29 protein-coding genes are annotated in these 24,260 nt (G+C 70.3%); 24 read left to right on the plus strand and 5 right to left on the minus strand.

What is annotated here, in order from left to right; all coding sequences use genetic code 11:
• Positions 1 to 89 precede the first annotated feature (89 nt).
• The 5 genes from rpe to ACFYZL_RS23525 all read left to right on the plus strand — a co-directional run bounded on the left by rpe (position 90) and on the right by ACFYZL_RS23525 (position 3,166).
• On the plus strand, positions 90 to 776 hold the full coding sequence (gene rpe / locus ACFYZL_RS23505) for a ribulose-phosphate 3-epimerase (protein WP_376657676.1): 687 nt from the start codon (positions 90 to 92) through the stop codon (positions 774 to 776).
• Positions 777 to 868: 92 nt separating this feature from the next.
• Positions 869 to 1,915 carry a sugar-binding transcriptional regulator gene (locus ACFYZL_RS23510; protein WP_384586010.1) on the plus strand — a complete coding sequence of 349 codons (1,047 nt, stop codon included), beginning with the start codon at positions 869 to 871 and terminating at the stop codon, positions 1,913 to 1,915.
• Positions 1,916 to 2,002: 87 nt separating this feature from the next.
• Positions 2,003 to 2,224 (plus strand): CarD family transcriptional regulator, encoded by a 222-nt coding sequence (locus ACFYZL_RS23515; RefSeq protein WP_384746843.1) that lies wholly within the window; start codon positions 2,003 to 2,005, stop codon positions 2,222 to 2,224.
• A gap of 49 nt (positions 2,225 to 2,273) precedes the next feature.
• Positions 2,274 to 2,708, plus strand: coding sequence for a ribonuclease domain-containing protein (locus tag ACFYZL_RS23520; RefSeq protein ID WP_384746845.1), 435 nt, complete (start codon positions 2,274 to 2,276; stop codon positions 2,706 to 2,708).
• Positions 2,705 to 3,166, plus strand: a complete 462-nt coding sequence (locus ACFYZL_RS23525; protein ID WP_384746847.1) for a barstar family protein — start codon at positions 2,705 to 2,707, stop codon at positions 3,164 to 3,166. The genes ACFYZL_RS23520 and ACFYZL_RS23525 overlap by 4 nt, the downstream gene beginning before the upstream one ends.
• Positions 3,167 to 3,239: 73 nt before the next feature.
• Here ACFYZL_RS23525 and ACFYZL_RS23530 read toward each other — a convergent pair whose 3' ends face one another.
• The 5 genes from ACFYZL_RS23530 to ACFYZL_RS23550 all read right to left on the minus strand — a co-directional run bounded on the left by ACFYZL_RS23530 (position 3,240) and on the right by ACFYZL_RS23550 (position 6,755).
• Positions 3,240 to 3,716 (minus strand): group II truncated hemoglobin, encoded by a 477-nt coding sequence (locus ACFYZL_RS23530; protein WP_384746849.1) that lies wholly within the window; start codon positions 3,714 to 3,716, stop codon positions 3,240 to 3,242.
• Positions 3,713 to 4,042 (minus strand): putative quinol monooxygenase, encoded by a 330-nt coding sequence (locus ACFYZL_RS23535; protein ID WP_376657680.1) that lies wholly within the window; start codon positions 4,040 to 4,042, stop codon positions 3,713 to 3,715. The genes ACFYZL_RS23530 and ACFYZL_RS23535 overlap by 4 nt, the downstream gene beginning before the upstream one ends.
• Positions 4,043 to 4,114: 72 nt before the next feature.
• Positions 4,115 to 4,639, minus strand: a complete 525-nt coding sequence (locus tag ACFYZL_RS23540) for a hypothetical protein (protein WP_384586019.1) — start codon at positions 4,637 to 4,639, stop codon at positions 4,115 to 4,117.
• A 59-nt stretch (positions 4,640 to 4,698) separates the two neighbouring features.
• Entirely contained in the window at positions 4,699 to 6,333 is a 1,635-nt protein-coding gene (locus ACFYZL_RS23545; protein WP_388681536.1) for an FAD-dependent oxidoreductase, read from the minus strand.
• A gap of 149 nt (positions 6,334 to 6,482) precedes the next feature.
• Positions 6,483 to 6,755, minus strand: coding sequence for a UBP-type zinc finger domain-containing protein (locus tag ACFYZL_RS23550; protein WP_384746850.1), 273 nt, complete (start codon positions 6,753 to 6,755; stop codon positions 6,483 to 6,485).
• 284 nt (positions 6,756 to 7,039) lie between these two features.
• Between ACFYZL_RS23550 and ACFYZL_RS23555 the strand changes: the two genes are divergently transcribed.
• The 19 genes from ACFYZL_RS23555 to ACFYZL_RS23645 all read left to right on the plus strand — a co-directional run bounded on the left by ACFYZL_RS23555 (position 7,040) and on the right by ACFYZL_RS23645 (position 24,256).
• Positions 7,040 to 7,864, plus strand: coding sequence for a type 1 glutamine amidotransferase domain-containing protein (locus ACFYZL_RS23555; RefSeq protein ID WP_384746852.1), 825 nt, complete (start codon positions 7,040 to 7,042; stop codon positions 7,862 to 7,864).
• Positions 7,865 to 7,880: 16 nt separating this feature from the next.
• On the plus strand, positions 7,881 to 9,539 hold the full coding sequence (locus ACFYZL_RS23560; protein ID WP_384746854.1) for a thiamine pyrophosphate-binding protein: 1,659 nt from the start codon (positions 7,881 to 7,883) through the stop codon (positions 9,537 to 9,539).
• A 28-nt stretch (positions 9,540 to 9,567) separates the two neighbouring features.
• Positions 9,568 to 10,002, plus strand: coding sequence for a nuclear transport factor 2 family protein (locus tag ACFYZL_RS23565; protein WP_384586027.1), 435 nt, complete (start codon positions 9,568 to 9,570; stop codon positions 10,000 to 10,002).
• Positions 10,003 to 10,027: 25 nt separating this feature from the next.
• Positions 10,028 to 10,483, plus strand: coding sequence for a nuclear transport factor 2 family protein (locus ACFYZL_RS23570; RefSeq protein ID WP_384746858.1), 456 nt, complete (start codon positions 10,028 to 10,030; stop codon positions 10,481 to 10,483).
• Between the two features lie 16 nt (positions 10,484 to 10,499).
• Entirely contained in the window at positions 10,500 to 10,877 is a 378-nt protein-coding gene (locus ACFYZL_RS23575) for a nuclear transport factor 2 family protein (RefSeq protein ID WP_384746860.1), read from the plus strand.
• A gap of 9 nt (positions 10,878 to 10,886) precedes the next feature.
• Positions 10,887 to 12,491 (plus strand): GMC family oxidoreductase, encoded by a 1,605-nt coding sequence (locus ACFYZL_RS23580; protein WP_384746861.1) that lies wholly within the window; start codon positions 10,887 to 10,889, stop codon positions 12,489 to 12,491.
• A complete protein-coding gene (locus ACFYZL_RS23585) occupies positions 12,484 to 13,095 on the plus strand; it encodes a DJ-1/PfpI family protein (RefSeq protein WP_388681431.1) in 612 nt (203 codons plus the stop codon). The genes ACFYZL_RS23580 and ACFYZL_RS23585 overlap by 8 nt, the downstream gene beginning before the upstream one ends.
• Positions 13,095 to 13,547: a VOC family protein gene (locus tag ACFYZL_RS23590; protein WP_384746864.1), complete on the plus strand. Its 453-nt coding sequence runs from the start codon at positions 13,095 to 13,097 to the stop codon at positions 13,545 to 13,547. Before ACFYZL_RS23585 ends, ACFYZL_RS23590 begins: the two co-directional genes overlap by 1 nt.
• Before the next feature lies 1 nt (position 13,548).
• On the plus strand, positions 13,549 to 15,369 hold the full coding sequence (locus ACFYZL_RS23595) for an AGE family epimerase/isomerase (RefSeq protein WP_384746865.1): 1,821 nt from the start codon (positions 13,549 to 13,551) through the stop codon (positions 15,367 to 15,369).
• 61 nt (positions 15,370 to 15,430) lie between these two features.
• Entirely contained in the window at positions 15,431 to 15,787 is a 357-nt protein-coding gene (locus ACFYZL_RS23600; protein ID WP_384586041.1) for an STAS domain-containing protein, read from the plus strand.
• Positions 15,784 to 17,919, plus strand: coding sequence for a glycogen debranching protein GlgX (gene glgX / locus ACFYZL_RS23605; protein ID WP_388681436.1), 2,136 nt, complete (start codon positions 15,784 to 15,786; stop codon positions 17,917 to 17,919). Before ACFYZL_RS23600 ends, glgX begins: the two co-directional genes overlap by 4 nt.
• Positions 17,920 to 17,932: 13 nt before the next feature.
• Complete coding sequence (locus ACFYZL_RS23610) at positions 17,933 to 18,244, plus strand: STAS domain-containing protein (protein ID WP_384586045.1); 312 nt, start codon at positions 17,933 to 17,935, stop codon at positions 18,242 to 18,244.
• Positions 18,241 to 18,714, plus strand: coding sequence for an ATP-binding protein (locus tag ACFYZL_RS23615; protein ID WP_384746870.1), 474 nt, complete (start codon positions 18,241 to 18,243; stop codon positions 18,712 to 18,714). Before ACFYZL_RS23610 ends, ACFYZL_RS23615 begins: the two co-directional genes overlap by 4 nt.
• Entirely contained in the window at positions 18,696 to 19,961 is a 1,266-nt protein-coding gene (locus tag ACFYZL_RS23620) for a PP2C family protein-serine/threonine phosphatase (RefSeq protein ID WP_384746872.1), read from the plus strand. The genes ACFYZL_RS23615 and ACFYZL_RS23620 overlap by 19 nt, the downstream gene beginning before the upstream one ends.
• Positions 19,961 to 20,725, plus strand: coding sequence for a P-loop NTPase (locus ACFYZL_RS23625; RefSeq protein WP_384746873.1), 765 nt, complete (start codon positions 19,961 to 19,963; stop codon positions 20,723 to 20,725). The genes ACFYZL_RS23620 and ACFYZL_RS23625 overlap by 1 nt, the downstream gene beginning before the upstream one ends.
• A 69-nt stretch (positions 20,726 to 20,794) precedes the next feature.
• Entirely contained in the window at positions 20,795 to 21,535 is a 741-nt protein-coding gene (locus ACFYZL_RS23630) for a type 1 glutamine amidotransferase domain-containing protein (RefSeq protein WP_384746875.1), read from the plus strand.
• A 34-nt stretch (positions 21,536 to 21,569) separates the two neighbouring features.
• Positions 21,570 to 23,054, plus strand: a complete 1,485-nt coding sequence (locus ACFYZL_RS23635; protein ID WP_384746877.1) for an aldehyde dehydrogenase family protein — start codon at positions 21,570 to 21,572, stop codon at positions 23,052 to 23,054.
• 120 nt (positions 23,055 to 23,174) lie between these two features.
• Positions 23,175 to 23,789 (plus strand): NADPH-dependent F420 reductase, encoded by a 615-nt coding sequence (locus tag ACFYZL_RS23640; protein WP_384746878.1) that lies wholly within the window; start codon positions 23,175 to 23,177, stop codon positions 23,787 to 23,789.
• Entirely contained in the window at positions 23,786 to 24,256 is a 471-nt protein-coding gene (locus ACFYZL_RS23645) for a (2Fe-2S)-binding protein (RefSeq protein WP_384746897.1), read from the plus strand. The genes ACFYZL_RS23640 and ACFYZL_RS23645 overlap by 4 nt, the downstream gene beginning before the upstream one ends.
• Positions 24,257 to 24,260 lie beyond the last annotated feature (4 nt).

Here is a 24,260-nt window from a genome sequence, read left to right on the forward strand (position 1 = left end):
CGAATGCGGTTTTGGTCCAGCGCTGCCGAGCGGATACCGACTTGCGGGGTCGTGGCCGGAACCGCGCGGTGGCATGGCAGGCTTGGGGCATGGCCGCTCAGATTTTTCCCAGCATCCTGTCCGCCGACTTCGCCCGGCTCGCCGAGGAGGCGAAGGCCGTCGAGGGGGCCGACTGGCTGCATGTCGACGTCATGGACAACCACTTCGTCCCCAACCTCACCCTCGGCGTCCCGGTCGTCGAATCCCTGAGCCGGGCCACGGACACCCCGCTCGACCTCCACCTGATGATCGAGAACCCGGACCGCTGGGCCCCGCAGTACGTGGAGGCCGGCGCGGGCTCGGTGACCTTCCACGCCGAGGCCGCGGCCGCGCCGGTGCGGCTCGCGCGGGAGATCCGGGCCAAGGGCGCGCGCGCCTCCATGGCGCTCAAGCCCGCGACGCCGATCGAGCAGTACGAGGACATCCTCCCCGAGCTCGACATGCTGCTGATCATGACGGTCGAGCCGGGCTTCGGCGGCCAGCCCTTTCTGGACATCATGCTGCCCAAGATCCGCCGCACCCGTGAGCTGATCTCCAAGCACGGTCTGGAGATCTGGCTCCAGGTCGACGGCGGGGTCTCGGCCTCGACCATCGAGCGCTGCGCCGAGGCCGGCGCGGACGTCTTCGTGGCGGGCAGCGCGGTGTACGGAGCGGTCGACCCGGCGGCCGCCGTGCGCACGCTGCGTGAGCAGGCGGGTGCGGCCATCGCGGCGGCGCCGTGGGCTTGCGACCACTGAGGAGAGGGGTTGGTGGACGGCTTGGTGAACGGGAGCTGTCCAGGCTGATCAACGGCCGTCGGATCTGACAGGATGAACGACGAGTCGAGAGTGTGAACAGCAGTGAGGAGAACGCGGTGTCTGCAACTTCGGCGGGACGGTCAGCCCTGCGGATGGGACCCGCGGAGCTGGTGCAGGCTGCGGCCATGGCGCGACGCTTCTACCTGGAGGGCAAGTCCAAGATCCAGATCGCCGAGGAGTTCGGCGTGAGCCGCTTCAAGGTGGCCCGGGTCCTGGAGACCGCCCTCGAACGCGATCTCGTACGCATCGAGATCCGTGTTCCCGCCGAACTGGACGCGGAGCGCTCGGACGCGCTCCGCGCCCGGTACGGACTGCGGCACGCGGTGGTCGTGGAGTCCCCGGCCGACGCGACCGAGGACGCGCCCGACCCGGAGAACCTGGGCGCGGTCGCCGCGGACCTGCTCGGCGAGCTCGTCAACGAGGGCGACGTGCTCGGCCTGGCCTGGGGGCGCTCGACGATCCACATGGCCGCCTCACTGCACCGGCTTCCTCCGTGCACCGTGGTCCAGCTGACCGGTGTGTACGACGCCGGGACCGCCGAGCGCGGCTCGGTGGAAGCCGTACGACGGGCCGCGCAGGTCTCCGGCGGGGACGCGCACCCGATCTACGCGCCGATGCTCCTGCCCGATCCGGCGACCGCGGCGGCGCTGCGCAGCCAGACCGGGATCGCGCGGGCCTTCGAGTACTTCGACAAGGTGACGGTCGCGGCCGTCTCCATCGGCTCCTGGGAGCCCGGCATCTCGACCGTCCACGACATGCTCACGGACGAGGAGCGGGCACACTACGCCTCGCTCGGCGTCGCGGCGGAGATGTCGGCACACCTGTTCGACTCCGAGGGGCGGCGGGTCGGCCGCGACCTCGGCGAGCGGTGCATCACCGTGGAGGCGGACCGGCTGCGGCGGATCCCCGAGGTCGTGGCGATCGCGGGCGGGCTGCGCAAGGCCTCCGCGATCGGGGCGGTGCTGCGCTCGGGCCTGGTGACCAGCCTGGTCACGGACACGGCCGTCGCCGACTACCTGCTGACCGAGTCGGCGCCGGGGCTGCGGCCGGCGCTGGAGCGGGCCGACCCGGACGACTGACGTGTGAGGGCGCCGGGACGGATGGTGCCCCAATCGAGATCCGAGCGACGGACCGTGGCATGGGTCACTGGGGCCATACTGGTTCCGATGACCAAATCAGCAGTACCTCGCCGCCATTTGCCGTCCAGCCCGTTCAAGGCCCCGGAGGAGCAGCCCATCCGGCAGTTCTCCGTCGGCGACCGGGTTTCCCACGACGAGCACGGCCTCGGCCGTGTCGTCGGAATCGAGGAGGGGATCGCTGTTCTCGTCGACTTCGGTTCGGTCCAGAAGCGCGTTCTGAGCCCTTACACCAAGATGTCCGCTCTCTGAGGCCATCGGACGATTCGCGAGCGAATCGGATGTTTGGCACGATCGGCGCATGATCCTTCGGACCGCGCCCCGATCGTTTCTGCGGCTGCTGGGGGCCTTGTTCCTCGGCGCCGCGCTGGTCGGCGGCACGATGGGCTGCGGCGGTCCGAACGCCGCGCCCGCCGCCGTCACCGGCAGTGCCGCTCCCGCGCCGTCATGGGCGAAGGGGATGGCCACCGTACGGGCCGACGCGCTGCCGCGGCAGGCCCGGGACGTGCTCGTGCTCATCGACAAGGGCGGGCCGTACCCCTACCGCCAGGACGGCACGGTCTTCGGTAACTTCGAGAAGGCACTGCCGAAGCAGAAGCGCGGCTACTACCACGAGTTCACGGTCAAGACGCCGGGGGAGCCGGACAGGGGCGCCCGGCGGATCGTGACGGGTCAGGGCGGCGAGTTCTACTACACAGACGATCACTACGACACATTCAAGGCGGTTCTCCGATGAGCCCGATCTCACCCCTGTCCCCGTCCACCTCCCTGGAGCCGTTGCCGCTGACCCCGGCGCTCGACGCCGCCGAGAAGGCCGGCTGGACGGTCATGGAGCTGGACCTCGACGGGGTGCGCGGCAAGGCCGCGCTGATGCGGCGCTGCCAGGAGGCCCTGGAGCTGCCCGAGTGGTTCGGCGGGAACTGGGACGCGCTGGCCGACGTACTGCGCGACTTCTCCTGGCTGCCGCAGGCGCCGGGTCGGCTGGTGACGCTGACCTCCTGGCGGGGCTGCGCGGAGGCGGACCCCGGTGACTGGGCGAAGTTCGTGGAGATCCTGGAGGGGGCGGTGGAGTTCTGGCAGCGCGCCGAGCCCCGGGACGGAGCCGCGGCCGTGCCGCTCACCGTGCTCCTCGCCGAGGGCATGCCGCCCCAGACCCCGCGGCTGCCCCCTCGGCGCTACAAGTTCATGCGCTGAGGCGGCCGGCCGGCGGGGCCCGGGGCGGAGGGGATCCGGCTCGGGATCCGGATCTGGATCGGGATCGGGCCCTTCAGCCCTTGGGGATCCACGGCGGGGTCTGGCCCCAGGACCAGACCGGGATCTTGGCCGCGTCCACCGGGGGCGGGTTGGGGCCCGAGTAGATCAGGGCCATCCGGGTGCCCCATTCGATGTAGTAGGCGAACACGCCGCGGAACTCCGGGTCCGTGGGGAGCCCGACCTCGTCGGCCGTGTCCATCAGCAGGTCCACCCAGCGGCGGCGCTGCTTCTCGGTGATGGCGCGGCCCAGGTGCTTGGTGGCCATGTGCTGGTGGCCGCCGTGGTGGGCGGTGTACTCCGCGGGGCCGCCGAAGACCTCCGACAGCCAGACGGCGACGTGCTGGGGGTGCTCGGAGTCCATGCCGGCGAAGACCGGGGCCAGGACCTCGTCCTGCAGGGCGTGCGCGTAGAAGGCGTCGGTGAGGCGTTTCATCGCCTCCGCTCCGCCCATCCACTCGTAGATGGTGGGTGTCGACGGTGTGGTGCTCATGACTGTCCGGCGGCCTTTCCGGTGCCCGCGACATCGGTCACCGTGTAGTGCTGCATTTCCTCGATCGCCGTCACGTACGGCCGGATCGCGCTGAAGAAGGCCGGGAAGTGCTCGCCCTTGCGGAAGCCGTTCAGGTGGGCGTCGACCGAGGTCCAGCGGATGCGCAGGATGTAGCGCTCCTTCTCCTCCTCGCAGCGGGCGAGTTCGTAGTCGATGCACTCGGGTGCGGCGGCCAGCGCCTCGGCCGCCCTCGCGTACGAGGTTTCGAAGGCCTGCTGATCGTCCAAGGCGATCCGGTAGCGGATGTATTCGACGGTCGTGGTCATGGTGCGTGCCTCTCCCTCGTTGTCGGTCCGGGCCAGCCTTACGCGATCATGGGCGGTCGTGGGGTGATTCCGTCATTCCGAGTCGGACTTCCTGGAGTCGGTGTCGCCCGCTTCGCCCGTACCGGTGACGTCCGGGCCCTGGGCGCGGACCCGCTGCACCTTGTCCAGCGACTCGCGGAGCTCGGAGAGCCACTCGTCGGTGTTGCGCCCGACCAGACGGACGCACCAGGCCAGCGCGTCGGCCCGGCTGCGGGCCACGCCGCCCGCGACCAGGGTGTCGAGGACCTGGCGTTCGGACTGGCGCAGCCGGGTCATGACGGGCACGGCCAGGTGCGTGAAGAGGGTGGTCTCCTCACCGGACCGCACGCCCCAGGCCACCTTGCGGCGGTAGAGCTCCTCGGCCTCGCGCGCCACCTCGATGCGCTGCTCGCGGGTGCGCTCGCGGAACTCCCCGACCGATTCGTTCGCCGGGACGGTGCCGACGACCGTGATCTCCTCGCGGTCGACCGTGACCGACACGAGGGATTCGTACACGTCCACCGGCAGGCGCTCGGCGAACCACGCGCGGAGCTTCTCGCTCTGTTCGGCTGTAATCATGTAATCAAAGTTGCGTCGGACGCCTCCTTGATCGCAAGGGTCCCGGGCCGTGTTCGCTCTCAGCCCATCGAGCGGTAGCGGTGGATGAGGGAGACCGCCATCGCGCCCTCGCCCACGCCCGAGGCCACCCGCTTCACGGAGTGGGCGCGGACGTCGCCGGCCGCGAAGACGCCCGGGACGCTCGTCTCCAGGGGGTAGGGGGCCCGTTCCAGGCTCCACTCGGCCGGGAGCTCGCCGCCGTTCGCGATCAGGTCCGAGCCGGTGAGGACGAAGCCGTACTCGTCCCGCTCCACGACCCCGGAGAGCCAGTCGGTGTGCGGCCGGGCGCCGATGAAGGTGAACATGAAGCGCGCCGGGACCTCGGTGTCCGTGCCCGCGTCCGCGTCGTGGAGGGTGATGCTCTCCAGGTGCTCCCCGCCGTGCAGGCGGACCACCGTGGTGCGGACCCTGACCTCGATGTTCGGGGTGCGGTCGATCTCGTCGACGAGGTAGCGGGACATGCTCGCGTCCAGTGAGGCCGCGCGCACCAGGATCGTCACCCGCGCCGCGTACTTGGCGAAGTGCACGGCAGCCTGGCCCGCGGAGTTGGCCCCGCCCACGATGAACACGTGCTGCGAGATGCACGCCGAGCTCTCGGTGGTGGCCGCGCCGTAGTAGAGGCCGGCCCCCTCGAACCGGTCCGCGCCCGGCGCCTCCAGCCGGTTGTACGAGACGCCGGTCGCCAGGAGCACCGTCTCCGCGCTGATCTCCGTACCGTCCGCCAGGGTGAGGATCTTCGCCGGGTCGTCCCGGGTCAGCGAGACCACCTCCACCGGGTGCAGGATCTCCGCTCCGAAACGGGAGGCCTGGATGGTGGCGCGGCGGGTCAGGTCCCCGCCGGAGAGGCCCGAGGGGAAGCCGAGGTAGTTCTCGATCAGGCTGGAGGTGCCGGCCTGGCCGCCCGGGGCGCGGGAGTCCAGCATCAGGGTCGACAGGCCCTCCGAGGCGGAGTAGACCCCGGCCGCCAGGCCCGCCGGACCCGCGCCGACGATGACGCACTCGTAGTGCGGGCGGGAGGCGGTGGTGGCGAGCCCCAGGCGCTGGGCGAGCTCCGTGTCGCTGGGCGCGGAGAGCACCGCCCCGTCCGGGAAGCGGACCAGGGGCAGCGCCCCGCCCGGCTGGGCCGCGATCAGGGTCAGCGCCTCGGGGTCCCGCTCGACGTTGAGGAAGCGGAACGGCTGGCCGTTGCGGGTGAAGAAGTCCCGGACGGCGTGGGTGCCGGGGGAGACCAGGTGGCCGGCGACGATGATCCCGTCGTACGCCGGGCGGTAGGTGGCCAGCCAGTCCGACAGCAGGTCGTCCAGGACCGGGAACAGCCGCTCGTGCGGCGGGTCCCACGGCTTGAGCAGGTAGTAGTCCAGCCGGACCCGGTTGATGGCGGTGATCGCCGCGTCGGTCTCCGCGTACGCGGTCAGCAGGACCCGGCGCGCGTCCGGGAAGCGGCTGACGGCCTCCAGCAGGAACTCCACCCCGGTGACGTCGGGCATCCGCTGGTCGACGAGGAAGAGGGCCGGGTCGTGGCCGCGCTCGTCCAGTGAGTCCAGGATCTTCAGGGCGTCGGCGGCCGAGGAGGCGCCGAGCACGCGGTAGCGGTCTCCGTAGGCGCTGCGCAGGTCCCGGCGGACGGCCCGCAGCACCTGCGGATCGTCGTCCACGGCCAGGATGACCGGCTTCCTGTTCTCGGCGCGCTCGGCCGGGGCGGCGCCGGACGTGACGGCGCCGGACGTGACCGCGGCGGACGTGACGGCGCCGGTCGTGACGGCGGCATCGGAGGTGACGGCCGCGGGGCTCTCCGGGGCCGCGCTCACGCCGGGTCCAGCATCAGCTTGTCGGCGTAGCACCAGGCCCAGTCCTCGCCGGGCTCGTGCGAGGCGGCTATGGGGTGCTCGGTGACCCGGTAGTGGCGGGTGGCGTGACGGTTCTTCGAGGAGTCGCAGCAGCCGACGTGCCCGCAACTCAGGCACATCCGCAGGTGAACCCAGCCGTCACCGGAGGCGAGGCACTCCTCGCAGCCCTCGGTGCCCGGTTTGACCGGACGTATCCGGTCGAGGTGTGTGCACAACAGGTCCATCGCCATCGTCCCCGTCCCTCTCGTCGCGTCCCTCGCGTCGCCGGTGTCCCGTGCATCCGTGTCAGGCGGCGCGTCCAGACCATAGGGCGCGGTCCTCGCATCGGTTCAGAGAATCGGCCGAAGTCAGGTAGTCCTGAAGCTACTTCCTGACCTCCGGAGACGACTTCCTGAAGTGCCGCCATGACCTGGGCCGCTACCTCACCAAGTCGCACACCGACGCTTTGACGCATGCCCCGGGCGCGGCCAGTGTGGTGGACGCCAACGACAACAGGCGGCGCCTGGAGGAATTCGTGAGCAGAAAGATTCTGGTCATTGTCTCCGAACACGGTTACTGGGCCGAAGAACTGATAGGCCCCGTGTCGAAGTTCGACGAGCGGGGCTACGAGGTCGTATTCGCCACGCCGACCGGAAAGCGTGCGCACGCTCTTCCGCCGAGCCTCGACGCGAACTACATCGACCCCCCGCTGGGCCGCTCGGTCACCACCGAGGAGAACGCCCGGCTGGGCCGCGAGTTCGAGCAGTCCAGCCGGCTGGACTCCCCGCTCGACATCGAGGCGTGGGTCCCCGAGCGCCCGTACACGAGCGACGAGGGCTACCTGCGGAAGCTGGAGCAGTACCACCGCGACCTGGACAAGCTCGACGCCGACATCGCCGGATACGACGCGATCCTCATCGTCGGCGGCAGCGGACCCATCGCCGACCTCGCCAACAACGAGCGCGTGCACGCCCTGATCCTGGCGTTCGAGAAGGCCGGCAAAGTCGTCGCCGCCGAGTGCTACGGCGTCGCCTGCCTGGCCTTCGCCCGGGACTGGAGCGACCGCAAGAGCATCATCCGGGGCAAGCACGTGACCGGCCACTGCAAGGAGTACGACTACAAGGACGGCACCGGATTCCTCGGTACCGACTTCAACATGGGCCCGCCGCCGTACCCGCTGGAGTACATCCTGCGCGATGCCACCGGCCCGCGCGGCCAGTACCACGGCAATTTCGGAAAGCCGGTTTCCGTGATCGTCGACTTCCCGTTCGTCACCGGCCGCTCGACCCCGGATTCGTATCTCACGGGGCAGAAGATCGTGGAAGTCCTGGAGGACGGTCTCATCCGGTACGGCTGGTGATTTCAGGGGGAGTCCGATGAATGCCGAAGCCATTCCGGCGAGTCCGGGACGGGAAAGGCTGATCGAGCAGTTCAAGGCCGACGGCCTGAATGTGATGTTCGGAAATCCGGGAACGGTGGAACAGGGATTCCTCGACGCGGTCGACGCGGCACAGGACTTCACCTACGTCCTCGCCCTCCAGGAGACCGTGGCCGCCGGCATCGCCGACGGGTACGCCCGGGCCACCGGCGGCGCGGCCCTGCTCCAGCTGCACTCCGGGGTGGGGCTGGGCAACGGCATCGGCATGCTCTACCAGTCGCTGCGCGGCCACACCCCGCTCGTCGTGGTCGCCGGCGACGCCGGGGTCCGCTACGACGCCATGGACGCGCAGATGGCCTCCGACCTGGTGGCCATGGCGAAGCCGGTGACCAAGTACGCGACCCGCGTCACCGACCCCCGGTCCGTACTGCGCACCATCCGGCGGGCCGTGAAGATCGCGCTCACCCCGCCCCGCGGGCCCGTGTTCGTGGCGCTGCCGATGGACGTGCTGGACGAGCCCAACTCCGAGCCCGTGCTGCCCGCCACGGTGCCGCTCACGGACGTGGCCCCCTCGCCGGCCTCGGTGGGGCGGGCGGCCGAGCTGCTCGCCCCCGCCGAGCGGCCGGTCCTCCTCGTCGGCGACGGGGTCGCGCTCTCCGGGGCCCAGCGCGAACTCGCCGCCGTCGCCGAGCTGCTGGGCGCCGACGTGTACGAGGTCGACTCCTCCGAGGTCAACATCGCCGCCTCGCACCCACTGCGGCGCGGCCAGACGGGCCACATGTTCGGCCCGCACAGCAAGGAGCTGATCGGGGACGCCGACGGGGTCCTGATCGTCGGCACCTATGTCTTCCCGGAGGTGTTCCCCGAGCTGGAGAGCCCCTTCCGGCCGGGCGCGAGGATCGTCCACATCGACCTCAACGCCTACGAGATCGCCAAGAACCACCCGGTGGACCTGGGCCTGGCCGCCGATCCCCGGCAGGCGCTGCGCGCGCTGGCCGGCGTACTGGAGCGGCGGCTCACCCCGCAGCAGCGGGCCGCCGCGGCCGCCCGGCTCGACGTACGGACCCGGGAGCGGGTACGGGCCGCGCGGGTGCAGGGGGAGGCGGACGACGGCACGCCGATGACCGTCTTCCTGAAGACCCTGGCCGAGCGCACCGGCGGGGACCTGATCGTCTTCGACGAGGCGCTGACCACATCCCCGCTGGTCACCCGGTACCTGCCCGCCGAACGCCCGGGCGACTACCACCTCACCCGGGGCGGCTCGCTGGGCGTGGGCTTCCCGGGCGCGGTCGGCGCGAAACTGGCCCGGCCCGAGCGGCTCGTCGTGGGCTTCGCCGGAGACGGCGGGTCGATGTACACGTACCAGGCGCTGTGGACGGCGGTCCGGCACGGCATCGACGCCAAGTTCGTGGTCTGCAACAACCGCAAGTACCGGCTGCTGGACGACAACATCGCCCAGTACTGGCGCGAGCGGGAGATCCCGGAGCACGGATTCCCCGGCTCTTTCGACCTCTCCCACCCCGAGATCGACTTCGCCGGGCTGGCCCGGTCCCTCGGCGCCGGCGGGATGCGGGTGGAGAAGCCGGACGAGGCCGTGGCCGCCGTGAACCGGATGCTGGCCCACCCCGGACCGTTCCTCGTCGACATCCAGATCTGACACACCCGACCGGACAGGAGGAGACCGCATGCCCGCCGAGCGGCAGTTGACCGAGGACGCGATCCGCAGGTTCGCCGAGGACTGGTACGTGGCGCTGGACCGGCACGTGCCGGCGGACCAGGTGCTCGCCCTGATCACAGAGGACCTGGAGTTCAAGGTCCCCGAGGACACCTTCCTCGGCCACCAGGGCTTCGGCCGCTGGTACGAGGCCGTGACCAACCGGTTCTTCGACGAGGTGCACACGGTCACCAAGGTGGAGCCGGTCATCGAGGGCGACCGGGCGATCGTCCGGGTCCTCGTCAACTGGCAGGCCAAGATCTGGGACCCGCCGGCCGCCCGCAGCGAATGGCTCGGCTTCGACGCCGACCAGACCTGGACGGTGGTGGCCGGTCCGAACGGGCCGCTGATCAAGCAGTACACCGTCAACGACCTGGCCCCGATGCCCGGTTCCGGCTCCCTCTGAGCGCCGGCGCGAAGGAGAAGCGACGATGACCGAAGTGACGCGGGAGCGGGTCCGCGAGGCCTACGCCGCCCTCGGTTCCGGCGACCGGGCGCGCATCCTGGAGTACTACTCCGAGGACCTGCGCTGGCTGGTGCCGGGCAACCACCCGCTGGCCGGGTGGTACGAGAGCCTCGACGCCTTCCTGGACCTGATGGGGCAGACCCACAAGCTCACGGGCGGCACCTTCCGGATGGACCTGGAGGCGATCCTCGTCGGCGAGGACTGCAGCGCGGACGTGTGCCGCAACGTCGCCCTGCGCGACGGCGCCGACCCCGAGAGCGAGTCGCCGTACGAGCGGATGGACTACCCGGTCTTCCACTTCATGAAGTGGCGGGACGGCCGGATCGTCGAGGGCCGCGACGGGCTCTTCGGCGACACGGCGGCCGCCTTCAGCCGGTTCTGGGCGCCCTTCGCGCCGGACGGCACCCGACGCGACCGATAGAGGGGTGAGCGAGGCCATGGAACCGCGAGAGATCCTCACGAAGTACTACCAGTACGCCAACGCCGGGGACTGGGACCGCTGGTGCGACCTGTTCGCCGACGACCAGGTCATGGACGAGCAGCTCGCCGGCCACATCGAGGGCCTGGAGGTGCTGCGCTCGATGATGAAGGGCATGGGCACCATGTACCGGGTCTTCCGGAACGAGCCCGTGCACTTCATCGTCGACGGCGACGGGGAGAAGGCCGCGGCCGTCTCGCACCTGACGGCGGTCAGCGCCTCCGGCGAGGCCATCGAGGCCGAGGTCATGAACTTCTTCCGGATCGTGGACGGAAGGATCGCCTACATGGCGAACTACCACGACACGGCCCCCTTCCAGGTCCTGAGCCAGGGCTGAGGGGGACCCGTGAGCGCCGAAGAGTACGACTACGTCGTGGTGGGATCCGGTACCGCAGGCAGCGTGCTGGCCAACCGGCTCTCCGAGGACCCGGACGTCTCCGTCCTCGTCCTGGAGGCGGGCGGCTCCCGGATCCCGCCCGAGGTGGACGACCCGTCGTCCTGGTACAAGCTGCTCGGCGGGCCCATCGACTGGGGCTACACCAGCACCCCGCAGCCCGGGCTCGACGGCCGCCGCACCTACGAACCGCGCGGCAAGGCCCCCGGCGGCAGCAGCAACCTCTACATCATGATGCACATCCGGGGCCACGCCTCGGACTTCGACAACTGGGCCTACCAGGGCGCGGCCGGCTGGGCGTACGAGGACGTGCTCCCGTACTTCGCCCTCCTGGAAGGCCAGGAGGACGCCACCGCCGCCACCACCGGCACCCGGGGCCCGCAGCGCATCACCAACGCCGGCCGGCACGCCCCCAACCCGGTCTCCCGCGCCTTCATCGACGCGGCCGTGGAGCTCGGCCACCAGGAGATCGCCGACTTCAACACCGACGGTCCCCGGCGCGGCCTCTTCGGCACCGGCTGGCACCACATCGACGTGGCCGACGGCCGCCGCCAGGGCACCCTCGCCGCGTACCTGGAACCCGCGCTCGACCGGTCCAACCTGACCCTGCGCACCAGCGCTCAGAGCACCAGGCTGCTCTTCGACGGGGACACCTGCACGGGCGTCGAGTACGTGCAGCTCCAGGCCCCCGCGGAGTTCGCCGGCCGGACGGTCCGGGACGCGCACGGCGGCACCGCGGCGCCCGGCACGCACACCGCACGGGCCCGCCGGGAGGTGATCGTGGCCGCCGGGGCGATCGAGTCCCCGAAGCTGCTGCTGCTCTCCGGCATCGGACACCCGCACCACCTCCGCGAACACGGCATCGAGGTCACCGCGGAGCTGCCCGGGGTCGGCGAGAACTTCCACAACCACGTGCTGACCGGACTGATGGCCGAGGTCACCCAGGAACTCCCGCCGCCGACGCAGAACCTTTCGGAGAGCGCTCTGTTCCTGTCCTCCCGGCCCGGACTGCCCGCGCCGGACCTGCAGATCGCCTTCGTCCACGTCCCGTTCGACGTGATCGTCGGCCAGGACCACCCGAACACCGTGTCCATCCTGCCGGGGGTCGTACGCCCGGTCTCGCGGGGCTGGATCAGGCTGGCGAGCGCCGACCCGCTCGCCCACCCGCTGATCAACCCGAACTACCTGGGCGACCGCTGGGACCTGGAGCGGATGGTGCAGGGCGTCAAGATCGCCCGGGAGCTCTTCGCGACCTCGGCCTTCTCGCCCTGGTACAAGCAGGAGCTCCAGCCCGGCCCGGCCTACCTGAGCGACTCCGAGCTGCGGAGCTTCGTGAAGCAGAAGTCGGAGAGCTACCACCACCAGGCCGGCTCCTGCCGCATGGGCATCGACGACCTCTCCGTGGTCGACCCCGAGCTGCGGGTGCACGGCGTACGGAACCTGCGGGTCGTCGACGCGAGCGTGATGCCCGCCGTCCCGTCGGGCAACTGCCACACCGCCATCGCGATGATCGCCGAGCGCGCGGCGGACTTCCTGAAGGGGGCCTCCCGTGCCTGACGCGGTCCTGCGCGAGGGCGCGCTGACCGGGACCCGGATCGCGGTCCTGGTCGAGAGCGACTTCTACGAGCCGGAGATCTTCTACTACCAGCACAGGTTCGCGGAGGAGGGCGCCGAGGTCGACTTCCTGACCCGGCTGTGGGGCAACGACTCCATCACCTTCTCCGGGCACGAGTACCGGGCTCCGTTCACCGCCGACAAGTCCCTGGAGGGGCTGAGCGACGAGGAACTGCGCCGCTACTCGGCGATCATCGTGCCCTCGGGCATGGTGGCCGACCGGCTGCGCTACACCGAGGACGTGGACGTGCTCGCGCCCGCCACGGAGCTGCTGCGCCGGGCCTTCGAGGAGCCCACGGTCCTCAAGGGGATCATCTGCCACGGCATGTGGCTGGCCTCCTCGATCCCCGGCAAGATCCGCGGCCGCAAGGTGGTCTGCCACAACAACCTCATCGGTGACGTCCGCAACATGGGCGGCGAGTACGTGGACGAGGACGTGGTCGTCGACGGCGACCTCGTCACCGGCCGCACCGGCGCCCACCACCACCTCTTCGCCCGCCGGATCATCGAGCTGATCGCGGCCGGGCGGGGCCGGGGCGCCGGCTGATGGCGCCGGCCGGACTGCGCTGGTCGCACGTGGGCCTGAACTGCGCGGACCAGAAGACCACCGAGGAGTTCTACACCCGGTACTTCGGATTCTCCCGGGCCCGGGTGGTGAACCTGGGCGACTCCGAGATCGTGTTCCTGCGCAAGGGGGACGCGTACCTGGAGCTCTTCGCGGCCGGCGGCACCGAACCGGCCCGCCCGGCGCACGACGACGGGCCGCAGGCTCCGGGCCGGATGCGCCACCTGGCCTTCCAGACCGACGACGTGGACGCGTTCCTCGCGGGGCTGGGGGACGCGGCCGAAGTGACCCTGGGGCCCCTGGACTTCGACGACTTCATCTGCGGCTGGCGGACCGTGTGGCTGCGCGACCCCGACGGGGTGATCGTCGAGGTCAGCCAGGGCTACGAGGACGACCGCTCTCACGACGGATCTCACGACAAGGACGGTGCATGACATGGCGGACGCCGTGAGCTTCTCCTTCTCCGACACCATCGCGGGCTACGTCGTCCGCTTCGACTCCGGATCGCGCCTCCTGCGGCTGAAGACCTCCGACGGGCGCGAGTTCGACGTCTCGCTGGCCGGCGGCCCGAGCGCCGAGCTCGTCCGCAACCTGGAGGAGCCGTACATCGACGCCTCCGGGCACATCGACGAGATGCTCTCGCCCGGCCGGTTCCTCTTCGCGTACGGCATCCACTACCCCGAGCACGGCGGGCGCTTCGACGCCAAGCGCCTGGTGTTCCTGGGCCGCGGCGCCGAGGACTACCGGTTCGAGGAACCCAGCTGGTGGATCAAGCAGATCGAGTCGCTCGCCGACTTCTACAAGCGGGCCCAGTTCGGCGACGGACCGGTGGACTTCACCGAGTACCGCACCGAGATCCGGCTCGGCGGCGACAAGACCGCCAGCCACGTCCAGGAGACCGACACGATCTCCCGCCTGGTCTACGGCATGGCCTCGGCCTACCTGCTGACCGGCAAGGACGAGTACCTGGAGGTCGCCGAACGCGGCACCGAGTACCTGCGCAAGCACATGCGCGTCGTGGACAGCGAGGAGGACGTGGTCTTCTGGTACCACGGCATCAGCGTCGACGGGGACAGCGAGCGCAAGCTGTTCACCTCGGAGTTCTCCGACGACTACGACGCGATCCCGATGTACGAGCAGATCTACGCGCTGGCCGGCCCCATCCAGACGTACCGGGTCACCGGCGACGTCCGCATCAAGAACGACGCGGACGCCACCATCCGGCTGTTCGACAAGTTCTTCTTCGACCCGGAGCAGGGCGGCTACTACTCGCACATCGACCCGATCCTCTTCAGCGCCGACCACGAGTCCCTCGGCGAGAACGCCGAGCGCAAGAACTGGAACTCGGTCGGCGACCACGCGCCCGCGTACCTGATCAACCTGTACCTGGCGACCGGCGACCAGAAGTACGCCGACTTCCTGGAGTACACCTTCGACACCATCGCGGACCGCTTCCCGGACTACAAGAACAGCCCGTTCGTGCAGGAGCGCTTCAACCGCGACTGGTCGCACGACAAGGCGCACAGCTGGCAGCAGGACCGGGCCGTCGTCGGCCACAACCTGAAGATCGCCTGGAACCTGATGCGCATGAACTCGCTGAAGCCCAAGCCGGCGTACGAGGAACTCGCCAGGAAGATCGGCGAGATCATGCCGGCGGTCGGCAGCGACGTGCAGCGCGGCGGCTGGTACGACGTCGTCGAGCGGACCAAGTCCGGCGACCAGGAGGCGTATCGATTCGCCTGGCACGACCGCAAGGCCTGGTGGCAGCAGGAGCAGGCGATCCTCGCCTACCTCATCCTGAACGGCACGGTCGGCGGGGACGCGAACCTGCGCGAGGCCCGGCAGGCGCAGTCCTTCTACAACACGTTCTTCCTCGACCACGACGAGGGAGCCGTCTACTTCAACGTGCTCGCCAGCGGCACGCCGTACCTGCTCGGCACCGAGCGGCTCAAGGGCAGCCACTCGATGTCCATGTACCACTCGGCGGAGCTCTGCTACCTCGCCGCCGTCTACAACAACCTCCTCGTCAACGGGCGGGAGATGGACTTCCACTTCCAGCCCGACCCGACCGGCCTCCCGAACCGCGTCCTGCGCGTCTCGCCCGACCTGCTCCCGGCGGGCTCCGTGCGGATCGCGTCCGTGGAGATCGACGAGAAGCCGTACGAGGAGTTCGACGCGGACGAACTGACCGTCCACCTCCCCGACGTGCAGGGGCGGGTCAAGGTCAAGGTCCGCCTCCGGCCCGTGGCCAAGTAGTTCCACGGGGGCTCACCGCGCGCTCAACGGGGGGCGCCCCAACCAGAGGGGAAAGCAAGCAATGAGTCTCAACGTCAAGGAACGCCGCAACAAGACGGGCACCGTGCTCGTCGCCACCGGTGAGATCAACAGCGAGACCTCCGGTTCGCTGCTCCAGTCGCTGCTGCCGCTGGTCCGCGAGGGCCGGCCGCTGCGGATCGACCTCACGGCGGTCACCTACGTCTCCAGCGCCGGCCTGCGCACCCTGCTCGTCGTCTACCGCGAGGCCCAGCACGCCGGCGTGGCCGTCACCCTGTACGGGGTGAGCGAGGAAGTCCGGTTCGTCATGTCGGCCACCGGCTTCCTCGACTTCTTCGAGACCGGCGAGGCGGCGGCCGCGGAAGCCAAGGCCAAGGCCAAGGCCAGGGCAGCGCGATGAGCGAGACCCGGTCCGAGCAGGTCCTGCGCGTCGACGCGTACCCGACCCACGAAGTGGGCGGGTACCGCGTCCGCGCCGGCAAACCGTTCCCCTTCGGGGCCAACGTGGTCCCCGGCGGGGTCAGCTTCTCCGTCTTCTCCGACCAGGCCACCTCCATGACCCTGGTCATCTACAAGCGCGGAGAGCCCGAGCCGATGGCCGAACTGGAGTTCCCCGAGGAATTCCGCACCGGCAGCGTCTTCGCCATGACGGTCTTCGGCCTCGACCACGAGAACATCGAGTACGGGTACCGGGCCGACGGGCCCTACGACCCGGTCACCGGCCACCGCTTCGACGCCCGGCAGGTCCTCTCCGACCCCTACGCCCGGCTGATCGCCGGCCGCGACGTGTGGGGCGTGGAGCCGGACCGCAGCCGCGGCTACCAGTACCGCTCCCGCGTCTGCCTCCAGGACTTCGACTGGGGCGACGACACCCCGCTGGGCATCCCCGCCGAGGACCTCGTCGTCTACGAGACCCACGTGCGCGGCTTCACCCGGCACCCCAACTCGCAGGTCACCGCACCCGGCACCTTCGCCGGGCTGCGCGAGAAGATCCCGTACCTCAAGGAACTCGGCGTGAACTGCATCGAGCTCCTGCCCGTGTTCGAGTTCGACGAGAGCGACAACCCGCGCAGCAACCCGGAGACGGGCGAACGGCTCTTCGACTACTGGGGCTACAACACCGTCTCGTTCTTCGCGCCGAAGGCCGGCTACGCGGCCACCGGACGCTACGGGATGCAGGGCGACGAGTTCCGCACCCTGATCAAGGACCTGCACGCGGCCGGCATCGAGGTCATCCTCGACGTCGTCTTCAACCACACCGCCGAGGGCAACGAGCAGGGCCCGACGATCTCCTTCAAGGGCCTCGACAACGCCACGTACTACATGCTCACGCCCGAGGGGTACTACTTCAACTTCAGCGGCACCGGCAACACCGTCAACTGCAACCACCCCGTCGTGCGCAACTACGTGCTCGACTGCCTGCGCCACTGGGTCGCCGACTACCACATCGACGGCTTCCGCTTCGACCTCGCGGCCATCCTCGGCCGGGACCTGGACGGCACCCCGCTGCCCAACCCGCCGCTGCTGGAGCTGCTCGCCTACGACCCGGTCCTGCGCCACACCAAGCTCATCGCCGAGGCCTGGGACGCCGGCGGCCTCTACGAGGTCGGCAACTTCCCGGCGTACGGCCGCTGGGCCGAGTGGAACGGGAAGTACCGCGACACCGTGCGCAGCTTCCTCAAGGGGGACCCGGGCGTCACCGGGGAGCTCGCCACCCGGATCGCCGGTTCGCCCGACCTCTACTCGAGCCGCGGAACCGCCGCCTCGGTCAACTTCCTGACCGCGCACGACGGTTTCACCCTCGCCGACCTGGTCTCCTACAACGACAAGCACAACGAGGCCAACGGCGAGAACAACAACGACGGCGCCAACGACAACAACAGCTGGAACTGCGGAGCCGAAGGGCCGACCGACGACCCGGAGATCAACGCGCTGCGCACCCGGCAGATGAAGAACGCCCTCGCCATCCTGTTCACCAGCCAGGGCATCCCGATGCTGCTGGCCGGGGACGAGGTCGCGCGGACCCAGGGCGGCAACAACAACACGTACTGCCAGGACAACGAACTGTCCTGGTTCGACTGGGACCAGGTCGACGACAACGCCGAACTGCTCCGGTTCACCCGCCAGATGATCGCCTTCCGCAAGCACCACCGGGAACTGCGGGCGACCTCCCATCCCACCGGCCGGATCCGGGAGAACCTGGGTCTGCCCGACATCAGCTGGCACGGGGAGCGGGCCTGGCAGCCCGACTGGTCGGCGGAGAGCCGGCTGCTGGCGGTGGCCCGCTGCGGCACCGGCGACGACGACGTGGTGTACGTGGCGATGAACTCGCACTGGGAGTCCCACGACCTGGAACTGCCCGCCCTGCCCGGCGGACGCAGCTGGCACCTCTTCGCCGACACCGGGGCCGAGGCGCCGCACGACATCCGCACCCCGGGCACCGAGCAGGAACTCGACAACGCCGGGAAGTACCTGATCGGCCCGCGCTCGGTCGTGATCCTGGTCGGCCGCACGAACGATCCCGACGAGTAGAAGGAGACCTGAGATGCCCCTTTCCGTGTCCCTGAGCATCGACGGCGATACCACCGTGATCGAACTGACGGGCGAGCTGGACGCCAAGACCGCGCCGGACTTCCACCAGACCATCGAGAAGGCCGCCGGGCACGGCACCAGCACCGTGGAGATCCGGATGGCCGGCGTCGGCTACATGGCCAGCGCCGGGCTGCGCTCGCTGGTCTTCGCCCAGCAGAAGGTCGCCGACCACGTCACCATCAAGGTCGTGGGCGCCATCGAGCCCGTCTCCCGGACCATCCGGACGGCCGGACTCGACCGGAGCATCGTCCTCGCCGACGAGTGACCACCGTGACCGACATGGCCGAACTGGCGAGGGGGCCCGCCGTACTGGAGGTGCCCGCGACGGTGGGGGCACTGGGCGAGATCGCCTCCTTCGTCCTGCGGCTGGCCGGACGGGCGGGCCTGGACAAGGGCGCCGCCTACCGGATCCGGCTGGCCGTGGACGAACTGGCCACGAACATCGTGATGCACGGGTACCGGGGCGGCGACGGACGGATCACCGTCCGCGGCCGCGCCGGCCCGGGCGAGGTGCGCATCGTCATCGAGGACGGCGCACCCGCCTTCGACCCCGTCGAAGGCCGCCTCCCGCCCGCCCCCGGGGTCCGCCCCGAGGAACGGCGGATCGGCGGCCTCGGCATCCACCTGGCGCTGACCAGCGTGGACGGGTTCGCGTACCGACGCACGGACGGCCGCAACATCAGCACGCTGACCGTGAGAGCCGAGGGGACGGACCCATGCCCTCCACGACCGTGATCATCCTCGACGTGAACCCGCCGCCGCCGCCCGAGCTGCGGGGGGCGCTGCGGACGATGGACGCGCACCTCGTCACCCGCTCCCTCGCGGAGCTCCGCGAAGGCCCGTTGGAACGGCTGCCCGTCGCGGACGTACTGCTCGCCCCGGCCGAGGCCGACGGGGAGGCCGTACGGATGGCCGTGCGCCGGCTGCGCCGCTGGGCCGGGGAACCCATCGTGGTCGTCTGGACCGTGTCGGAGTTCGCCGCACTGGAGGAACACGTACGGCTCGGGCACGACTACCTCGTCCCGCCCTTCCTGCCCGCCCTCGTCGGGGCCCGCCTGCACAGCTGCTCGGAGCGCGCCGGACTCGGCCGCACCCTGCGGGAGGCCGACGCCCGCGCCGAACTCATGGGCTACGAGAAGGAACTGGAGATCGGCCGGGAGATCCAGGCCGGCTTCCTGCCCGAACGGCTGCCCGTCCCGGACGGCTGGGAGATCGACGTACGGTTCCGGCCGGCCCGCCAGGTCGCCGGGGACTTCTACGACGTCTTCGAGATATCCCGCGGCCGCCGGCTCGCCTTCGTCGTCGCCGACGTCTGCGACAAGGGGGTCGGCGCCGCGCTCTTCATGGCACTCATCCGCTCCCTGCTGCGGCACACCGCCGAGAACAGCGGACTCCAGCACCTGGTCGCCGCCGGGCGCACCGGAGGCAGCCGCCGCATCCCGGTGGTCGGCGCCACCCCGCTGCTCAACGCGGTCACCGCCACCAACGGCTACCTCACCCGCAACCACCTGCGGCAGGGCTACTTCGCCACCCTCTTCTTCGGGGTGCTGGACCCGCTCACCGGCAGCCTCGTCTACATCAACGGCGGCCACAACCCGCCCCTGAAACTGCCCGCCGACGGCGGCCCGCCCGTCGCCCTGGAGATCACCGGACCGGCCGTCGGAGTCCTGCCCGACTGCGTCTACACCCTGGGCTACGCCCAGCTGAACCCGGGCGACACCCTCTTCGTCTTCACCGACGGGGTCCCCGAGGCCCGCTGCCCCCAGGGCCGCTTCCTCGGAGACGAGCGTGTGCTGGAACTGCTCGCCGGCCCCCCGGTCAGCGGCCGGGAGGTCGTCGACCGCATGGACTGGGCCGTCCGCGAGCACACCGGCACCGCCGAACAGCACGACGACGTCACCATGCTGGCCCTGCACCGGCCCGATCCACGTGCGGCGCGGGGGCCGCACGCGGACGGCACCGGCTTCCAGGTGGTGGCCTGATGACCCGGACCATCGTGGTGCACTCGCACCGAGGTGGCACGGGCAAGTCCTCGGTACTGGCCAACCTGGCGCTGCTCCTGGCGGCCGAGGGGCGCCGCGTCGGGGTGGTGGACACGGACATCCAGTCACCCACCCTCGACCTGCTCTTCCGGCTCGGTCCGGGCTTCTCCCTGGCCGACTACCTGCTGGGCCGCTGCGAGATAGAGGCCGCGGCCCAGCAGGTGGGCACCGACAGCGGACCGGGCGGGGCGGGCGGGCTGTACGTCGTACCGGCCCGGACCGGGACGGCCGCCCTGCGCGAGATCATGACCAGCGGGTACGACGTGGGGATGCTCCCGGAGGGCTTCGAGCGGCTGGCCCGCCACCTCGCCCTCGACGTGCTGCTCCTCGACACCCACGCCGGGCTCAACAACGAGTCGGTGACGGCCATGGCCAGCGCCGACGTACTGATGATCATGGCGCGGGCCGACCGGATCGACCTCTCCGGCGTCGAGGAGACCATCGCCCTCGCCGGGCGCCTGCCCTGCCGGCGGACCCTGGTGCTGAGCATGGCCCCCGCCGGCCTCGACCGGGAGGCGGCCCGCCGGCGGGCGCAGGAGGTCTACGGTGCGCCCTTGGCCGGAATCCTTCCGTACTCGCCGGAAATGGCGGCCCTGTACGGGGAGCGCATATTCGCAGAAGCCCATCCCGACCACCCCCTGGTCGGTGAATTCCGCACCATCATCTCGGCGTTGGACGCACGTGACGAAGTATCGCGGGCCTGACGTCGTCCCCTTACGCCCCTTGCGAGGGGCGTGTTGAATCGGCAGCGAATCCAGAACAAGGAGAGAATCATGAAGATTCTCGTCGTCATGACGGCCAAGGCCACCCTCCACCTGCTGGACGGCGAACAGCATCCCTCGGGATTCTGGGCCGAGGAATTCGTCGTCCCCTACCAGCTGTTCAAGGCCGCCGGTCACGCCGTGGACGTCGCGACCATCGGCGGTCAGGCGCCCACGGTCGACCAGACGAGCATCGACCCCCAGTTCCTGCAGTGGGTCCGCCCCCAGGGTTCGCCCGACGAGGACGCGGCCAACGCCGCCGAGTACGTCCGGGTCATCGAGAACACCCCCCAGCTGAAGGCCCCGATCGCCCTGGAGTCCCTCACCGAGAAGGACATCGCCGACTACGACGGCGTCTACGTCAGCGGCGGCCACGGCGCCATCGGCGACCTGCCCAAGTCCGACGAACTCGCGCAGATCCTGCGCTGGGTCATCGCGCAGGACAAGCCGCTCGCCACCGTCTGCCACGGCCACACCTCGCTGCTCGCCCTGCGCGACGGCGAAGGCCGCTGGCCCTTCGAGGGCTACCGGATGACGGCCTTCTCGCACAGCGAGGAACTGGTCACCAACATGGCCGGCCGGCTCCCGCTGATCCTGGAGGTCGAGCTCACCCGGCTCGGCGCCCGGTACGAGAAGGCCGAGGCGATCTGGGACTCGCACGTGGTCGTGGACCGGAAGCTGACGACAGGCCAGAACCCGTACTCCTCCAAGGCCCTCGCCGAGACGTTCCTGACACAGCTCGCGAAGGGCTGACCGCAGCCCCCGCACCCGAATCCGGAAGGCAGCCATGACACAGCGCGCGCTCAGCGACCAGCCCCTGGCCAACCCCGGGAAGTTGTTCATCGGCGGCAGATGGGTCCCGGCCCGGGACGGCCGCACCGAGCCGGACATCAGCCCCGTGGACGGCCAGGAGATCGTGCCGGTGGCCCAGGCCGCCGCCACCGACGCGGACGCGGCCGTGGCCGCTGCCCGCCGGGCGTACGAGGAAGGTCCGTGGAGCAGACTGTCGGCCCAGGAGCGCGCGCTGCGGCTGAACCGGGTCGGCGAACTCATCGAGCGCGACCTGGAGGAGATCGCCCTCCTGGAGACCGTGGACATGGGCAAGCCGTTCGCCTTCTCCAGCACGGTCGACGCCCCCATGGCGGCCCAGCTCATGCACTACTACGCCGGCGCGGTGACCCGCGTCGACGGCTCCTCGCGGGCCCCGGCCGGCGGGCAGCTCGCCTACACCCTGCGCGAACCGCTGGGCGTGGTCTGCGCGATCACCCCGTTCAACTTCCCGCTGCTGCTGTCGATGACGAAGATCGCGCCGGCCCTCGCGGCGGGCAACACGGTGGTCCACAAACCCTCCCCGGCCACCCCGCTCACCGCCCTGAAGATCGCGGAGCTCTTCCAGGAGGCGGAAATACCCGACGGCGTGTTGAACGTCATCACCGGTCCCGGCGTGGAACTGGGGGAGACCCTCACCGGCCATCCGGGCATCGACAAGATCGCGTTCACCGGCTCCACCGCCGTCGGCCAGTCCATCATCCGCAAGTCGGCCGGCACCCTGAAGAAGGTCACGATGGAACTCGGCGGGAAGTCCGCCAACATCGTCTTCGCCGACGCGGACCTCGACGCCGCCGAGGAACTCGCCTTCTTCGGCATCTACTACAACAAGGGCGAGATCTGCACCGCCGGCTCCCGCCTGCTGCTCCAGCGCCCCATCCACGACGAACTGGTCGAACGCCTCGTCCGCAGGGCCGCCGCGCTCAAGCCCGGAGACCCGCGGGACCCGGAAACCCTGTTCGGACCCCTGGCCCACCGCGGACAGTTCGACAAGGTCAGTTCCTACATCGAGGTGGGCGAGAAGGAAGGCGCGGTCCTGCGCACCGGCGGCTCCGGCTGGACCCCGGAGGGCGCCTCCAGCCAGGGCCTGTACTTCCTGCCGACGGTCTTCACCGGGGTCGACAACGGCATGCGGATCGCGCAGGAGGAGATCTTCGGGCCGGTCCTGTCGATCATCCCCTTCGACACCGAGGAGGACGCCGTGCGCATCGCCAACGACAGCGCGTACGGCCTCGCCGCCGGAGTCCACACCAAGGACCTGCGCCGGGCCCACCGGGTCGCCTCGCAGATCAAGGCCGGCACGGTCTGGGTGAATTGTTACAACCAGTACGACCCCTCCGTGCCCTACGGCGGCTACAAGGCCTCCGGCTACGGCCGCGAGTGCGGCCCGGAATCCCTGGAGAGCTACACCCAGACCAAGTCGGTCTGGATCGGCATGGACTGAGACCGGCGTCGGCCCGGCCACCCCGTTCACCCCGGCCACCCCGTTCACCCCGTTCACCCCGTTCACCCCGTTCACCCCGTTCACCCCGGCCACCCCGGTCACCCCTTCCCGAGGAGCGTCATGCGGACAGGAATCATCGGCACCGGCCGGATCGGCTCGACCCTCGCCAGGATCCTCGTGGCGGCGGGCCACGAGATCGTCGTCGCGGGCGCCCACGGCCCCCAGAGCCTCGGACCGCTCCTGGCCGAACTGGGACCGACGGCCTCGGCGGCGCACCCCGCCGAGGCCGCCGCCCGGGCCGACCTCGTGGTGCTGATGGTGCCCTTCGACGGCGTACGGGGACTGCTCCCGCCGCACGCCGTCCAGGACAAGGTGCTCGTGGACGCCACCAACGCCTTCGGCGGCCCCGGAACCCCGGCCGACCTCGGCGGCCGCGGCTCCAGCGACCTCGTCGCCGAGTGGTACCCCGGCGCCCAGGTCGTGAAATCCCTCAACACCATGCATTTCGAAACGCTCGCCGTCGCCGGCACCGCACCGGGAGAACGCCTGGCGCATTTCACCGCGGGCGACGACGTGAAAGCGAAGGAAATCGTCGCGGGAATCATCTCGGACCTGGGATTCGCACCCGTCGACACCGGCCCGCTGCACTCCGGAGGAATTCTCCAGCAGCCCGGCGGGCCCCTCTTCAACCGGCCGCTCACGGAAGCGCAGGCGCTGGCATGGATATCACACTGAATGTGAACGGCAGATCGGAGCAGTTCCCGGCGCAGCCGAACGAACTCCTCGTGGAACGGCTCCGCGAAGGCCTCGGCCTCACCGGGACCAAGGTCGGTTGCGACACCGGCCAGTGCGGCACCTGCGTGGTCCGGCTCGACGGGAAGTCCGTCAAGAGCTGCCTGATCCTCACCGCCTCGGCCGCCGGCTCCGAGGTCACCACCATCGAGGGCGTCACCACCCCCGGCGGGGAACTCACCGGCCTCCAGGAGGCGCTGCGCCAGGAGCACGGCACCCAGTGCGGGTTCTGCACCCCCGGCATGGTGATGGCACTCGGCGAGCTCGTCGACTCCACCGCCGGCGGCGAGGCCCCCACCGAGCCCGAGATCCGCGAATGGCTGACCGGCAACCTCTGCCGGTGCACCGGCTACCACAGCGTCGTCCGCGGCGTACAGCTCGCCTGCGAGACCGCAAGACAGGAGGTGTGAGGAC

It is taken from the genome of Streptomyces sp. NPDC001717, from assembly GCF_042892775.1.
Lineage (GTDB): Bacteria > Actinomycetota > Actinomycetes > Streptomycetales > Streptomycetaceae > Streptomyces.

Excerpts from the sequence above, each read along its gene's own strand:
- rpe (WP_376657676.1), top strand. The coding sequence starts at position 90 with ATGGCCGCTCAGATTTTTCCCAGCATCCTGTCCGCCGACTTCGCCCGG.
- ACFYZL_RS23515 (WP_384746843.1), top strand. The coding sequence starts at position 2,003 with ATGACCAAATCAGCAGTACCTCGCCGCCATTTGCCGTCCAGCCCGTTC.
- ACFYZL_RS23520 (WP_384746845.1), top strand. The coding sequence starts at position 2,274 with ATGATCCTTCGGACCGCGCCCCGATCGTTTCTGCGGCTGCTGGGGGCC.
- ACFYZL_RS23525 (WP_384746847.1), top strand. The coding sequence starts at position 2,705 with ATGAGCCCGATCTCACCCCTGTCCCCGTCCACCTCCCTGGAGCCGTTG.
- ACFYZL_RS23530 (WP_384746849.1), bottom strand. The coding sequence starts at position 3,716 with ATGAGCACCACACCGTCGACACCCACCATCTACGAGTGGATGGGCGGA.
- ACFYZL_RS23535 (WP_376657680.1), bottom strand. The coding sequence starts at position 4,042 with ATGACCACGACCGTCGAATACATCCGCTACCGGATCGCCTTGGACGAT.
- ACFYZL_RS23540 (WP_384586019.1), bottom strand. The coding sequence starts at position 4,639 with ATGATTACAGCCGAACAGAGCGAGAAGCTCCGCGCGTGGTTCGCCGAG.
- ACFYZL_RS23550 (WP_384746850.1), bottom strand. The coding sequence starts at position 6,755 with ATGGCGATGGACCTGTTGTGCACACACCTCGACCGGATACGTCCGGTC.
- ACFYZL_RS23560 (WP_384746854.1), top strand. The coding sequence starts at position 7,881 with ATGAATGCCGAAGCCATTCCGGCGAGTCCGGGACGGGAAAGGCTGATC.
- ACFYZL_RS23565 (WP_384586027.1), top strand. The coding sequence starts at position 9,568 with ATGCCCGCCGAGCGGCAGTTGACCGAGGACGCGATCCGCAGGTTCGCC.
- ACFYZL_RS23570 (WP_384746858.1), top strand. The coding sequence starts at position 10,028 with ATGACCGAAGTGACGCGGGAGCGGGTCCGCGAGGCCTACGCCGCCCTC.
- ACFYZL_RS23575 (WP_384746860.1), top strand. The coding sequence starts at position 10,500 with ATGGAACCGCGAGAGATCCTCACGAAGTACTACCAGTACGCCAACGCC.
- ACFYZL_RS23590 (WP_384746864.1), top strand. The coding sequence starts at position 13,095 with ATGGCGCCGGCCGGACTGCGCTGGTCGCACGTGGGCCTGAACTGCGCG.
- ACFYZL_RS23595 (WP_384746865.1), top strand. The coding sequence starts at position 13,549 with ATGGCGGACGCCGTGAGCTTCTCCTTCTCCGACACCATCGCGGGCTAC.
- ACFYZL_RS23600 (WP_384586041.1), top strand. The coding sequence starts at position 15,431 with ATGAGTCTCAACGTCAAGGAACGCCGCAACAAGACGGGCACCGTGCTC.
- glgX (WP_388681436.1), top strand. The coding sequence starts at position 15,784 with ATGAGCGAGACCCGGTCCGAGCAGGTCCTGCGCGTCGACGCGTACCCG.
- ACFYZL_RS23610 (WP_384586045.1), top strand. The coding sequence starts at position 17,933 with ATGCCCCTTTCCGTGTCCCTGAGCATCGACGGCGATACCACCGTGATC.
- ACFYZL_RS23620 (WP_384746872.1), top strand. The coding sequence starts at position 18,696 with ATGCCCTCCACGACCGTGATCATCCTCGACGTGAACCCGCCGCCGCCG.
- ACFYZL_RS23625 (WP_384746873.1), top strand. The coding sequence starts at position 19,961 with ATGACCCGGACCATCGTGGTGCACTCGCACCGAGGTGGCACGGGCAAG.
- ACFYZL_RS23630 (WP_384746875.1), top strand. The coding sequence starts at position 20,795 with ATGAAGATTCTCGTCGTCATGACGGCCAAGGCCACCCTCCACCTGCTG.
- ACFYZL_RS23635 (WP_384746877.1), top strand. The coding sequence starts at position 21,570 with ATGACACAGCGCGCGCTCAGCGACCAGCCCCTGGCCAACCCCGGGAAG.
- ACFYZL_RS23640 (WP_384746878.1), top strand. The coding sequence starts at position 23,175 with ATGCGGACAGGAATCATCGGCACCGGCCGGATCGGCTCGACCCTCGCC.